Raw genomic sequence first — 14,321 nt, 5'->3', positions numbered from 1 at the left:
CTTTTTGAGTACGTTTTACATGTTTGTTTTTCATGACACTTAATTTTTAGTGTAACGCTATTTCAGGACGGGACAAACATTATAATAAAAAACCAGTGTAATTACACTGGTTTTTTATTTATTGCATAACTTCGCATCATGAAGTTTATCTACAATTTAAGTATACACATTGTCTATTTTTTATTGAAAATTATAGCGTTTTTTAATAAGAAAATTCATTTGTTTATTGAAGGCAGAAAAGAGTCTTTTAATAAATTAAGTATTCTTACTGAAAAAGATAAAGTTATTTGGTTTCATACTGCATCATTAGGTGAATTTGAACAAGGACGTCCTATTTTGGAAGCTCTAAAAATTCAATACCCCAACCATAAAATAGTCGTTACTTTTTTTTCTCCTTCAGGATATGAAATCAGAAAGAAGTATACGCAAGCAGCTATTATTTGTTACTTACCTTTTGATACTCAAAAAAACATGAAACGCTTTGTAAAAATACTTCATCCTGAAATAGCAATTATTGTTAAATATGAGTTTTGGCCTAATTTACTAGATCAATTAAAACAACAGAAAATCAATACCATCCTCGTTTCTGGTATTTTCAGAGAAAATCAACTTTTCTTTAAGAAGTACGGTGGTTTTATGAGAAAAAAACTCACCGCTTTTAATCATTTTTTCGTCCAAAATGAAACATCTAAAACATTATTAAACTCAGCTAACTTTACTAATGTCACAGTAAGCGGTGATACTCGTTTTGATAGAGTATATACTATTTTACAACAAGATAATTCTCTTGATTTTATAAAAGAATTTACAAAGAGCACCTATACTGTAATTGCAGGAAGTACCTGGAAAGAAGATGAAGAATTGCTGGTTCATTACATTAATGAGCATGCCTCTGAGAATGAAAAATTTATTATTGCTCCTCATACTATTCATCCGGAAAAAATTAAAGAACTAAAAGCTTCCATTGCCAAAAAAACAGTTCTTTATTCTGAAAAAAATAAACTTCCTCTACACGATTTCCAAGTATTTATTGTTGATACTATAGGGATACTTACCAAAATATATTCATATGCTGATGTAGCTTATGTTGGTGGTGGACTGGCTACCGGACTTCATAACATATTAGAACCGGCTACTTTTGGTATACCCGTTATTTTTGGAGGAAATAAATACCAAAAGTTTAAGGAAGCTTGTGATTTATTACACAAAGGAGGTGCTTCTATGGTTACTGATAAAAAAGATTTATCTGATACGTTAACTACGTTAAAGAATAATAAAGTTTTACGACTAAGTATGGGTGAGATAAACTTTCAATATATTAAACATAATATTGGAGCTACTCATAAAATACTTGATTATATAAAAGATAATTTATAATGGAATTTATATTACAACCCTGGCCTTGGTATGTTTCCGGAGTACTTATTTCTCTTGTACTCTTTTTATTTTTTTACTTTGGTGAAAGCTTTGGAGTATCTTCAAATTTGGAAACATTATGTACAATGGCAGGTGCAGGAAAGGTCAGCGATTATTTTAAATCTGATTGGAAACAAAGAAAATGGGCTTTAATTTTTCTTGTAGGATTAATTATAGGCGGCTACATTGGTAGTACTTATTTAGCATCTTCTTCAGCTATCAATCTAAATCCGAAAACAGTAGATACTTTAGCTAATTTAGGTTTTAAAAATGCCGGAACTTCTTATGTTCCTGATGAAATTTTTAGTATTGAAGCCATGCTAACGCTTAAAGGTTTTACTATTTTACTTATTGCCGGGTTTTTAATTGGTTTTGGTACTCGATATGCAGATGGTTGTACTTCGGGTCATGCAATTACCGGTTTAAGTAGCTTTCAACTTCCTTCTTTAATTGCGGTAATTGGTTTTTTTATAGGGGGCTTATGTATGATTTGGTTAATTTTTCCTTTAATTTTTGGATAGAATGAAGCAGTTAAAATTTTTAGGTATTGGTATTTTATTCGGAGTTATATTAACTAAATCGGAAGCCGTTTCTTGGTATAGAATATATGAAATGTTTAGGTTTGAGTCTTTTCATATGTATGGCATTATAGGAACTGCTGTAGGTGTTTCTATGATTTTTATGTTTCTATTTAAAAAAGGAATCATAAAGGATTATTTGGGAAAACAAATTGTTTTAAAAGACAAGAAAAAAGGGATTATAAGAACTTTAGTTGGTGGTACTTTATTTGGACTGGGTTGGGCTTTAGCCGGTGCTTGTCCTGCGCCTATTTTCGTGTTAATCGGCCATGGAATTTTTCCAATTTTAATTGTTTTGGCCGGTGCAATTTTAGGAGCTTTTGTTTACGGTATGGTAAGTAAAAAGCTACCCAACTAATCTTTTAAAAAGATAGGGGTAGAAAATTTGTGTTGAGTGTTATTAACTACTTTCCAGTTATAAATTTTAGAGAGCTGATAAATTTTAGATAATTCTTCAAATAATCGATTCTCAGCATTTTTTTGTAATTCAGATACCGTAATTGTTGTTTTTATTTTTTCAACAGCTTTTTCATTTAATTTATTTAGTTCTTCTTTAGAAAAAGAATTGAACTTACTTTGTTGTAGATCAAAATATTTTATATCCGGTGAAATTGTAATTTCTTCTTTAGGTATTTTATTGATAATAATTTGCTTTCCTATTGAATCTATTTGAATATCTAACTTAGATAAGTCATACCCTACTTCTACTTTAGCATTGACCGAGAGTATTGCTTTTTTTTCAAAAGACAGGTAATCATAAAAATACTTTTTAGTATCTGAAAAACTATACATTTCTGAAAAATTACCTTCAGAAACAACTAATTTACTTAAGTTTTGTATTCCGTTTACAAATACTTCTATTTCTTCCTTTTGATGTTTGGTTTCTTTTTTATCATACCAAAACTTGGCTATTAAAAACCCTAATAAAAAAACAGCTATGTATTTTAGAATACGCATAACAACAAATTTAGACACAAAAATTTGTATCTAATTTACAAAACATATTACTAAAAAGTAAATTTAACTTTCTTTAGGAAATGCTTGTTTATTAAAAAGAAAAAGTAACACTACTCCAATAGTTATCCAAGAATCGGCACCATTAAATATAGCATTGAAAAAAGTAAAGCTTTCTCCTTCATATATAGGAAAATACAACATATCTACCACTTTACCATGAAATAAGGTTCCATACGTTTTTTCTGGAAATAACGTGGCTATTTGCCCGTGAGAAGAATCAAAAATAACTCCATAAAAAACAGAGTCTATAATATTACCAACAGCTCCTGCTAAAATTAAAGAAATAGCTATAATAACCGCCGTATGTGTTTTCTTTTTTACACTTTGCCAAAGCCAATAAACAATACCACTTACTGCTACTAATCTAAATAATGTTAAAAACAGTTTTCCTGCTTTACCTCCAAACTCAAATCCCCAAGCCATTCCGTTGTTTTCTGTAAAGTGAATTTTAAACCAATCACTAAAAACAACAACTTCTTCTCCTAATGTAAAATGAGTTTTTACGTATATTTTACTAATCTGATCTATTAGTATTGCTAAGATTACGGTAAGTATTGCGATATTTTTTTTTGACATTTTTTCAAATTAAAGAAAACAAAAATAAGAAAAGTATTCTTATCTATTTTTAATGTTAAACAGTTTAAAATAAAAAGACCAATAAGTTAAACTCTTATTGGTCTTTTAAGCATTGTTTTATAATTATCCTTTTAACCAAGCTTGTCTTAACTCTTTTTGTTTTTGAGTTGCATTTGGGTTTTCTTTTAAACTACTTCCTTTGGTATATGATTGTGTTAATATTGTTTTAATTACCACTTCTTTACCATTTCTATCTAATTTTACTTCTACTTCTTTTCCCGGTTGCCACATAAACATTTGAGAAAACACTTGATTAGCATTCTCTTTTGTTAATACAACTCCATCTACTTCTTTGATAGCATCATTAGGTTGTGCTCCGTTTTCAGCCCAAAAACTATTGTCTTTAACAGCCTCTCTAAATCGTATGGTTTGTGTAGCTTCATCTGCTCTAACAATAATAGCTCCGTTATTTTGGATATAATTTGTTTTTATTTTTGATTCTTCTAACATTAAACCTGCCTTTGCAAAAAATTCGTTATAGTTAATAGGAGTTGTTCCTACAACATGTGTATTTAAAAACTCTCCTATTGAAGGATAGGTCATTTTTGTAATTTCTTCTATTAAATGATCATCTTCAAACGGTTTATTTTTACCGTATTTTAACGATAATTCTTTCATTAACGATAATATACCTCTGTTTCCTCCGCTTTCTTCACGCATTAGAATATCTATACACATACCTATTAAAGCTCCTTTTTGATATACATTGTAATATTGAGAAGCATAAGGTTCATCTAATACATTTTCACTCATTTCAGTAAAACTCATGGTATCATTCATAGAAGATGCTGTTTTTATTTTACCCATAATTTTACTGTAAAACTCATCTTCTTTTACCAAACCTTGGTTTACTTGAAATAGCGTTGCGAAGTATTCAGTAATACCTTCATACATCCATAAATGTTTAGAAAATGTTGGCTGATTATAATCGAAGTAATGAACATCTTCCGAATGTACACTTAATGGAGTTACAATGTGAAAAAACTCGTGAGAAACTACATCAATCATACTTTTTGCCAACGCATTATCCGGCATAGCTTCCGGTAGTACAACTACTGTTGATGTATGATGCTCTAGTGCTCCAAAACCTTTAGGTGCTTTTTCAGTTCCATCAGAAAGGTATAAATAAATGTCATAACGTGCAGTACTATTTATACTTCCTAAGTATGCTTTTTGAGCCTGCATCATTTTCTCCATCACCTCTTTTATCTTTGCTGCAGAGTGTTTTTTAGTAGGTGAATATACACTCAACACTATTTTTATATCTCCTACTTTAAATTCTTCAACATCTAACTCACCATAGAACATTGGATTATCTGTAATATCAAAATATCGTGGTGCAAAGTAACTTGAAGTTACCGTTGCTCCATCTTCACTTGTTTTCGTATCTACTACTTGTAAAGCCGATGTTCTTTTAAACCCAGCCGGTGATATAACATTTAATTTATATTGATTTTTCTTTAACGAATCAAAGTAACCAACAAATCCGTGAAGGTTTAACACATAATTTGTTGCCTCTATGTTAGTTCCTGCAGGTGAAAAAGGTATTTCTCCACCAATTCCTCCGGTTACTTCCATATCAAAGGTATCATTAACCCAATACGCTACTTTATCTAGTTTCTTAGCCTCGCTTATTTCCCAACTATTGGTGTCAATTTTTTTAACCGGAAGTTCATTTCCGTTATAATCGTACGCCTTAAAATCATCAATATATTTTCCAAAATCACTTACTGAATAAGTTCCTTGCACAACTCTTGGTAATCTATAGGTTACTTTTTCAACAGTAAAACGGCCCGGATTTACGGTTACCGGAACTTTATCATCATTAATCGTAGTTAAATTTAATGTAGTTTCTATCGGTGTTTGAACAGCAAGATCATTAACACCTGTTTTTTTTGTAGTGCTACAACTAGTTAATAATAATGCTGCAATAGCTGTGGTTAGTATGCTTTTATTCATTTTTTACTTTTTATTTCTCCTATAAGACCGCGAAAATTACAATCTGTTACTTTAATTTTTTATAAAATTTCGTTAATTCTTATTTTATATGAAATCATATTGATTAAAACCTAACAATAAGCCTATTAACATAAAAAATGTCTTATAAAACTTTCACCCTTACATTCGCTTTAATTGAGTTTACCTGAAAAGTATATAGTGCTTTTTCTTTTTTAGGATACTCTAAGCTATCTACCTTCTTATCATTAATATAAATAGCTCCCTTTTTTGATTCAATATCTATATTGGTATTATTGTTAAGTGAAGCACTTACATTACCAATAAACAACTTAACTTGAACATTGCCTTTTACCTCATTAAGATTAACATTTCCTCTATCAATAAAAATATCTATATTTCCTTTATATCCTTTTGAGTTAATGCCTACTGTTTCTCCGTATATAACTAACGTTTTATTTTTAGGTACTTTTAGTAGAACTTCTGCTCTTTCCAATCTCTCTGTTATATATTTTCTGAAAACATCATTCTTGAAATTAAAATCGAGTTTGAATTTAACCTTTGTAAGAGATTCATTATCATCCATTAAAATAGTATGTGAATTTGGGTTTTTATCTACCAAAATTACTTCTAAGCTTTCATCTTTTGAGTTTTCAATAGTAACGGTATCAAGCCCCAATGCTTCTAACTCAATTATATTTGATGTTATAATTGTTTTTTGTGTTAGCTTTTCTTGAGAAGTAACAATGGTACTTAGAAACAGTAAAACAGATACAATTTTAATTTTCATATACAAAAAAAGGACTCACACAGGAGTCCTATTTATTATTATATTGGTTAACTATTTTTAAAATTCTTACTACTGCTTACGTTTAGCTTCAATACTTAATGTAGCATGTGGTACTAATTTTAATCGCTCCTTTTGAATTAATTTACCGGTAACTCTACAGATACCATAGGTTTTATTTTCAATACGAATTAAAGCATTTTTTAAATCACGTATGAACTTTTCTTGTCTTATTGCTAATTGCATATTTGCTTCTTTAGCCATAGTATCAGTACCTTCTTCAAACGATTTAAATGTTGGTGAAGTATCGTCTGTTCCGTTATCTGATCCATTTTTATAAGAGTCTCTCAATAACTTTAAATCCTCCTCTGCACTCTTCATTTTTTCTAAAATGATAGTTCTAAACTCCTGTAAATCACTATCTGAATATCTTACTTTAACGTCATCCATAATGCTATATTTTTTCAATTAACATTTTACTTTTTATGGCATCAAATTCAATTTCTATACCACTTTCTAAAGCATCAACAAAAACCAAATCATTAGTTAATGTTTCTGTTTTGATATAAGACTCATTTGCTAATACTGACTCTTGTAAATCTGCAAAGTTTAAAAAGGTTAACTTTATTCTATCTGTAACTTCTAATCCAGAATCTTTACGTGCATTTTGTATTCTATTTATAAGCTCTCTGGCTACACCTTCTTTACGTAAATCATCAGTAATGGTAACATCTAAAGCAACTGTTAATCCTTCAGCATTTGCTACTAACCAGCCTTCAATATCTTTTGATGAAATCTCAACATCAACGGTTTCCAATTTAATCATTTTCTCATTAACTACAACATCTATGCTTCCTTCTTTTTCAAGAATTGCTATATCACTTTGAGAAAACTCTTGTATCTTATTAGCTATCAACTTCATATCCTTTCCAAATTTCGGCCCTAATGCTTTAAAATTAGGTTTAATTTGTTTTACTAAGATACCTGAAGCGTCGTCTAATAATTCTATTTCTTTAACATTTACTTCTGATTTAATTAAATCTGCAACTGCTAAAATTTCTTCCTTTTGTGTATTATCTAACACCGGAATCATTATTTTTTGCAATGGTTGACGCACCTTTATTTTTTCTTTAGCTCTTAACGATAATACTAAAGAAGATATGGTTTGTGCATTCTCCATTTTTCTTTCCAATGATTTATCTACAAAAGATTCGTCATATACCGGGAAATTAGCTATATGAACACTTTCATAATTTTCTATTCCTGTCGCTTTCGTTAAATCTTTATATAACTGATCCATAAAAAACGGTGCTACCGGAGATCCTAATTTAGCAACAGTTAACATACAGGTATATAATGTTTGATATGCTGATATTTTATCTTGTGCATATTCACCTTTCCAAAAACGTCTTCTACACAAACGTACATACCAGTTACTTAAATGATCTTGTACAAAATCCGAAATAGCTCTGGTAGCTTTGGTTGGCTCATAGTCTGCATAAAATTCATCAACTTTTTTAATTAATGTATTTAATTCAGATAAAATCCAACGGTCAATTTCAGGTCTTTCATTTAATGGAATTTCAGCTTCACTGTATGAAAAATCATCAATATTTGCATATAACGCGAAGAATGAATAGGTATTGTATAACGTTCCGAAGAATTTACGCTTTACTTCTTCTATTCCTGCAATATCAAATTTTAAGTTATCCCATGGGTTGGCATTAGAAATCATATACCAACGTGTTGCATCCGGACCAAAAGCAGCTAATGTTTCAAACGGATCTACCGCATTTCCTAAACGCTTAGACATTTTTTGTCCGTTTTTATCAAGCACCAATCCGTTAGACACTACATTTTTATAGGCTACAGAGTCAAACACCATAGTTCCGATAGCATGTAATGTATAAAACCATCCACGTGTTTGGTCAACACCTTCAGCAATAAAATTAGCCGGATAACTTTCTTTATTATCTATTAATTCTTTGTTTTCAAACGGATAATGCCATTGTGCATACGGCATTGCTCCCGAATCAAACCAAACATCAATCAAATCACTTTCTCTGTACATTGGTTTACCTACAGAAGACGTTAATACAATTCTATCTACTACATTTTTATGTAAATCGATTTTATCGTAGTTTTCTTCTGACATATTACCAACAACAAAGTCTGCAAAAATATCTTCTGACATATTTCCTGCCTCTATTGATTTTTGCATTGCTGCTTTTAATTCAGCTACAGAACCTATACATATTTGTTCTGTACCGTCTTCCGTGCGCCAAATTGGTAATGGAATTCCCCAAAAACGTGAGCGTGATAAATTCCAATCGTTTGCATTTTTTAACCAATTTCCAAAACGCCCTTCTCCTGTTGATTTAGGTTTCCAGTTAATGGTTTCGTTTAAATCAAACATTCTATCTTTAATCTCAGTTACTTTAATAAACCAAGAATCTAACGGATAGTATAAGATAGGTTTATCTGTACGCCAACAGTTAGGGTAACTGTGTACATATTTCTCTACCTTAAAGGCTTTATTTTCTATTTTTAGTTTTATTGCTAATTCTACATCAACCGATTTTTCAGGTGCTTCTCCATCTGTGTAGTATTCATTCTTCACATATTTTCCGGCCAATTCTCCTAATTCAGGTCTGAATTTACCTTGTAAATCTACTAACGGAACCGGATTTTCATTTTCATCTAATACTAACATTGGCGGTACTTCGGGTGTAGCTTGTTTAGCCACCAAAGCATCATCTGCCCCAAAGGTTGGCGCTGTATGCACAATACCTGTACCATCTTCAGTAGTTACGAAATCTCCTGAGATTACTCTAAATGCATTTTCCGGATTTTGGTAAGGTAATGCGTAATTTAATAATTGTTCGTAACGAATTCCTACTAAGTCTTTACCTATAAAATCTTTTACTACAAAGTATGGTATTTGCTTTTCTTCTTGTGTGTAACCAAGTAATTCAGCTTCATCTTCAACTTTATTGAATTTCTTACCTGCAAATTGCTTTGCTACTAAGTTTTTTGCCAAGATAACTTGAATTGGTTCAAATGTATATTGGTTAAATGTTTTTACCAGTACATAGTCAATCTTTGGCCCAACTGTTAACGCTGTGTTACTAGGTAAAGTCCAAGGAGTGGTTGTCCATGCTAAAAAGTGAACATCTCCTTCTACTTGTAAAAATTCAGGTACGGTTTCTTTTATTGCTTTGAATTGTGCTACAATGGTAGTATCTGTAACATCTTGATATGTTCCCGGTTGGTTTAACTCATGTGAGCTTAATCCTGTACCTGCTTTAGGTGAATAGGGTTGGATAGTATATCCTTTGTACAACAAATCTTTATCATAAATTTGCTTTAACAACCACCAAACCGATTCCATGTATTTAGGCTTATAGGTTATGTATGGATTTTCCATATCAACCCAATATCCCATTTTTTGAGTTAAATCATTCCAAATACCTGTATATCTCATTACTGCTTTCTTACAAGCTATGTTGTATTCTTCAACAGTAATTTTTGTTCCTATATCTTCTTTGGTTATTCCTAATTCTTTTTCAACTCCTAACTCAATTGGAAGTCCGTGCGTATCCCATCCTGCTTTACGCTTAACCTGATATCCTTTCTGAGTTTTGTATCGACAAAAAATATCTTTAATAGAGCGTGCCATTACGTGGTGAATTCCTGGTAGCCCATTTGCTGAAGGTGGCCCTTCAAAAAACACAAATGGTTTATTTCCTTCACGGCTAGTAATACTTTTTTCAAAGATGTTGTTTTCTTCCCAATAGTTTAATATTTCTTCTGCTACTTTTGGTAAATCCAATCCTTTGTATTCAGTAAACTTCTTACTCATTTTTTGTCATTATATTTATTGAATGTGCGAAATTACGTATTTTCTTGTAATTGTAGTGTTTGACACATAAAAAAACACTTCTAAAAAGAAGTGTTTTTTATTCGTTTTTTTATGTTATTTCTGACTACTCGTTAGAGGGAATATTGTTTTCTTTATTTATAATGTAGAAATACGAGCGTCTGTTTTGTTGGTGTTCTTCTTCAGAACACTCAACACCATCTTTACATTTATTTAATAATTTATCTTCTCCATATCCTATAGCACTTTCTATTCGCTCCGGTGCAATTCCTCTTGAAATAATATAGTCTCTGGTTGATTTTGCTCTTTTATCTGATAATTCTCTATTGTATTCTTTTGTTCCTCTACTATCTGTATACGATTCTATTTTAATAACCATATCCGGATGATTTTTCATTACGCTTACTATATGTTCTAGTTCATACTCAGCATCTTCTCTGATATTATATAAATCAAAATCGAAATATATTGGATTAATCACTATTTGATCTTCTACAATTAATGACTCAAGGTTTATATCTGTTTGTAGTACTTTTTTATTAATATCTAGTGTATTTTGTTCTTTTTGACCTGATTTATAATCTTCTTTTGAAGCAACTACTACAAATTGTTTTTCACAATTTATGTCTGTAAATTGGTATGAACCATCAGGTTGTGTTTTTTGTTCTGATACAGGAGTTCCTTCTGTATCTAACAATCTTACTTCTACACCTTCTATAGGATTTCCTGTTTTTAATTCTCTTACAACTCCACTAATTATTTCTTTGCAGTGGTAAATGGTAAAACTGTAGATATCATCATCTCCTTTTCCTCCTTTTCTGTTAGAAGAAAAATATCCGGCACTTCTTGATTCGTTTATTACAAAGCTAAAATCATCTAACGGTCCATTTACAGGAGCTCCTAAGTTTACAGGCTTACCAAATTGATTGTTTTCAATTTTAGATTCAAAAATATCTAAAGCACCTAATCCTAAATGCCCATCAGAAGAAAAATACAGTCTATCATCTGAACCTATATAAGGAAACATTTCTCTTCCTTCTGTATTAATTACATCTCCTAAATTTTTAGGTACTCCAAAAGTTCCGTCATCATTAATTGCTACTTGATAGATATCAGTTTCTCCTTGTCCTCCTGGCATATCTGAAACAAAATACATTGTTTTTTCATCGCTACTTAAAGCCGGGTGTCCTGTAGAATATTCATTACTATTAAATGATAATTCTTCTATATTACCCCATGTATTATTATACATTTTTTTGGCTTTATATATTTTTAAGTGCGTTGTGTGTTGTTTGTCTTCTCCTAATTTATCTCCATCATAATTATCTCTTGTGAAGTATGCTGTACTTCCATTTTTTGTGATAATTAAATTAGATTCATGGTACTTACTACTTAATGAAGTTACTTTTTCAGCTGAATCCACATCTAGTGCTTTTCCTTCTTCTAATCGATGTTGTTGAGATTTGTAGATATTTAAATAGGGTTGATTATTCCATTGATATAATTTTTTATTCTCTGCATCAGGACGGGTTGATGAGAAATAAAAATCTTGTCCGTGAATAAATCCTCCAAAATCAGAATAGGTTGTATTTATTGATAAATTATGGATGTTTACATATGTTTTGGGTCTATTTGTATATTCTACAAAATAATTTTTATTTGCTTCTAATGCCAATGCTCTACTATCTGACCTTTTAACTCCTTTTAACTTAAGCATCCATTTATCTGACTCTAAAACTTTTCCGTTACTTTTTAATACTTGTGCGTATCTAAAAATATGTTCCGGAGAAGCAATACCGGCATACTGTTTCATTAAATCTGAATACGATTTTTCTGCCTTTGTAAACTGTGCTGTATAGTAATACGAATCGGCTAATCTACTTAGCACTACATATGATTTATCTCCTTTATCATATAAACTTTGATATAATTCTGCTGATTTACTGTAAGCATATTCTTTAAAATATCTGTCTGCAGCATATTTACGTTGCCCAAAACTTACAGTTGTAATACTTAAAACTAATATAACAATGATATGTTTCATATTTATTTCTTTCATCATAGTTAAAAGAATCTTGGCGATTTCATTGTTTGTGATTTAAAAATCTCATATCGCAGCATAACTTCATGCGTTCCGGAATTATAATTACTATAATTCGAAGTAGTTAAATCATACGCATAACCTATCTGCAATGATCTGCTTACTTGAAAACCTAACAAACCACTAACTGAGTCTCCCCATCTCCATGCTAAACCTGCTCTAAACTTTTCATGAAATAAAAAGTTTGCAGATATATCTAATGATAATGGAGCCCCGCTAACTATTTTGGTTAAAAGGGCTGGCTTAAATTTAATGTTCTCATTTAAATCAAACACATACCCTGCAATTAAAAAATAATGCATACGTTCGGTAGCTACTGTTCCTCCTCCCTGAACATCATCATAATGATCTGTTCTTAATATGTTTGGAACAGCTAATCCTACATACCAATTATCAGTATAATAATAAACTCCTGCTCCAATAGTGGGTAAAAATTTATTTATCGGGACGGATAATTGATTATCGGCTTTATCTTTATAAATTCCTTTTGTCCAATCAACATTAAAAAATCGCCCTCCCAATTTCATTCCAAAAGCTAAGTTACCTTCTTCATTGGTACGAATTGTATAAGATACGTTCGCATCCAAATAAGTTTCGGTAGATGGTCCAATAGCATCGTTAACCAGATTAAATCCTAACCCAACACCGCTATATCCTAAAGGTGTATCATAGCTTAATGTTTGAGTATCCGGAGCTCCGTCAACTCCTACCCATTGTGTACGAGCTAAAAGATTAATTACTCCATGACCTTTAGAACCAACATATGCCGGGTTAACACTCATAGTGTTGAACATATACTGAGTATATTGCGGATCTTGTTGGCTAAACAATAATGTAGCCCCCAGCATTACGCTCAGTATAATTATACTCTGCATGATTTTATTCATCTCTCTCTATTTTTTAATCTCTGTTAATATATATCCAACCTACTTTTGGTTTGCTACCGTCTCCTAAATCTAATACATAATAATAGGTTCCTGAAGGTAACTTATCATCTACTTTTATATTTACTCGTCCGTTAGAAGTTCCGTCCCAGCTATTATCATATCGATCTTTACTATATACTAAATTACCCCATCTATTAAAAATTTCCAAACGATTGTTTTTATACTTTTCTTCAGTTATACATGAAATTACAAAGGTATCATTATCTCCGTCTGCATTCGGTGTAAATTCGTTATAAATTGTTAAACATTCTAATGTGTCAGGATCTAAATAATCTGGTATACCATCTTCATCAGTATCAACTGCGTCATCAGGAATTCCATCTCCATTATTATCAGCTTGTTCGTCAATTGTATTTATACCATCTCCATCATCATCCACATCTAAATAGTTTGGAATACCATCGTTATCAGTATCATCATTTGTAGGATCCCCATCTCCATCTAAATCTTCTTCTGATGTTAAAATTCCATCTCCATCATCATCTATATCTTTATAATCCGGATTTCCATCATTATCTGTATCTGGTATATCAGCAGGTGTACCCCCATTATCAGGGTCAACTACATCAGCCATTCCGTCATTGTCTGTATCAGTAGTATCATCTAACATTCCATCTCCATCACTATCAAGTCCACTGTCACTACCTCCTTCAATCAAATCTGAAACACCATCTCCATCACTATCCAAATCTAAATAATCAGGAGCTCCGTCTCCATCAGTATCGGGTATATCAGCAGGTGTACCCCCATTATCAGGGTCAACTACATCAGCAATACCATCTCCATCGCTGTCAGTTTGATCATCAATAATTCCATCATTATTACTGTCTAAGTTACTATTTGTTCCGCCTTCTACCAAATCTGAAATTCCATCATTATCACTGTCTAGATCTAAATAATCTGGAACACTATCTCCATCAGTATCTGGTGCATCTACCACACCATCTGCCATTCCATCTCCATTTGCATCTAAGAATCCTGTATCATTTGAATCAATAACTCC

12 protein-coding genes are annotated in these 14,321 nt (G+C 31.4%); 3 read left to right on the top strand and 9 right to left on the bottom strand.

Going from position 1 to position 14,321, the window contains the following annotated elements; genetic code table 11:
* Window positions 1–138: 138 nt before the first annotated feature.
* Genes ACQY1Q_RS16860 through ACQY1Q_RS16850 form a run of 3 tightly spaced genes read left to right on the top strand, consistent with a single transcriptional unit; the run spans window position 139 to window position 2,352 of the window.
* Window positions 139–1,377 carry a 3-deoxy-D-manno-octulosonic acid transferase gene (locus ACQY1Q_RS16860; protein WP_431006501.1) on the top strand — a complete coding sequence of 413 codons (1,239 nt, stop codon included), beginning with the start codon at window positions 139–141 and terminating at the stop codon, window positions 1,375–1,377.
* Entirely contained in the window at window positions 1,377–1,937 is a 561-nt protein-coding gene (locus ACQY1Q_RS16855) for a YeeE/YedE family protein (RefSeq protein WP_431006500.1), read from the top strand. The genes ACQY1Q_RS16860 and ACQY1Q_RS16855 overlap by 1 nt, the downstream gene beginning before the upstream one ends.
* Window position 1,938: 1 nt before the next feature.
* On the top strand, window positions 1,939–2,352 hold the full coding sequence (locus ACQY1Q_RS16850) for a DUF6691 family protein (protein WP_431006499.1): 414 nt from the start codon (window positions 1,939–1,941) through the stop codon (window positions 2,350–2,352).
* On the opposite strand, the gene ACQY1Q_RS16845 is transcribed toward ACQY1Q_RS16850, so the two are convergent.
* The 9 genes from ACQY1Q_RS16845 to ACQY1Q_RS16805 all read right to left on the bottom strand — a co-directional run.
* Window positions 2,349–2,951 carry a DUF4230 domain-containing protein gene (locus ACQY1Q_RS16845; RefSeq protein WP_431006498.1) on the bottom strand — a complete coding sequence of 201 codons (603 nt, stop codon included), beginning with the start codon at window positions 2,949–2,951 and terminating at the stop codon, window positions 2,349–2,351. The two genes, ACQY1Q_RS16850 and ACQY1Q_RS16845, sit on opposite strands and share 4 nt — an antisense overlap.
* Window positions 2,952–3,014: 63 nt before the next feature.
* On the bottom strand, window positions 3,015–3,587 hold the full coding sequence (locus ACQY1Q_RS16840) for a lipoprotein signal peptidase (RefSeq protein ID WP_431006497.1): 573 nt from the start codon (window positions 3,585–3,587) through the stop codon (window positions 3,015–3,017).
* 123 nt (window positions 3,588–3,710) lie between these two features.
* Window positions 3,711–5,606, bottom strand: a complete 1,896-nt coding sequence (locus ACQY1Q_RS16835; RefSeq protein WP_431006496.1) for a peptidase M61 — start codon at window positions 5,604–5,606, stop codon at window positions 3,711–3,713.
* 142 nt (window positions 5,607–5,748) lie between these two features.
* Window positions 5,749–6,393 carry a hypothetical protein gene (locus ACQY1Q_RS16830; RefSeq protein ID WP_431006495.1) on the bottom strand — a complete coding sequence of 215 codons (645 nt, stop codon included), beginning with the start codon at window positions 6,391–6,393 and terminating at the stop codon, window positions 5,749–5,751.
* Between the two features lie 69 nt (window positions 6,394–6,462).
* On the bottom strand, window positions 6,463–6,840 hold the full coding sequence (locus tag ACQY1Q_RS16825; RefSeq protein ID WP_431006494.1) for a TraR/DksA family transcriptional regulator: 378 nt from the start codon (window positions 6,838–6,840) through the stop codon (window positions 6,463–6,465).
* 4 nt (window positions 6,841–6,844) lie between these two features.
* The gene (gene ileS, locus ACQY1Q_RS16820) at window positions 6,845–10,252 is read right to left on the bottom strand and encodes an isoleucine--tRNA ligase (protein ID WP_431006493.1); all 3,408 of its coding nucleotides are present in this window, start codon (window positions 10,250–10,252) and stop codon (window positions 6,845–6,847) included.
* Between the two features lie 124 nt (window positions 10,253–10,376).
* On the bottom strand, window positions 10,377–12,332 hold the full coding sequence (locus ACQY1Q_RS16815) for an OmpA family protein (RefSeq protein ID WP_431006492.1): 1,956 nt from the start codon (window positions 12,330–12,332) through the stop codon (window positions 10,377–10,379).
* 2 nt (window positions 12,333–12,334) lie between these two features.
* On the bottom strand, window positions 12,335–13,246 hold the full coding sequence (locus ACQY1Q_RS16810; protein WP_431006491.1) for a PorP/SprF family type IX secretion system membrane protein: 912 nt from the start codon (window positions 13,244–13,246) through the stop codon (window positions 12,335–12,337).
* 25 nt (window positions 13,247–13,271) lie between these two features.
* Window positions 13,272–14,321 (bottom strand): gliding motility-associated C-terminal domain-containing protein (locus ACQY1Q_RS16805; RefSeq protein WP_431006490.1); only part of this gene is annotated, 1,050 nt, incomplete at its 5' end.

It is taken from the genome of Tenacibaculum sp. TC6 (genome assembly GCF_050606265.1).
Lineage (GTDB): Bacteria > Bacteroidota > Bacteroidia > Flavobacteriales > Flavobacteriaceae > Polaribacter.
The sequence above is the reverse complement of the archived record's forward strand: the minus strand, read 5'-3'. Positions and strand labels throughout refer to the sequence as shown.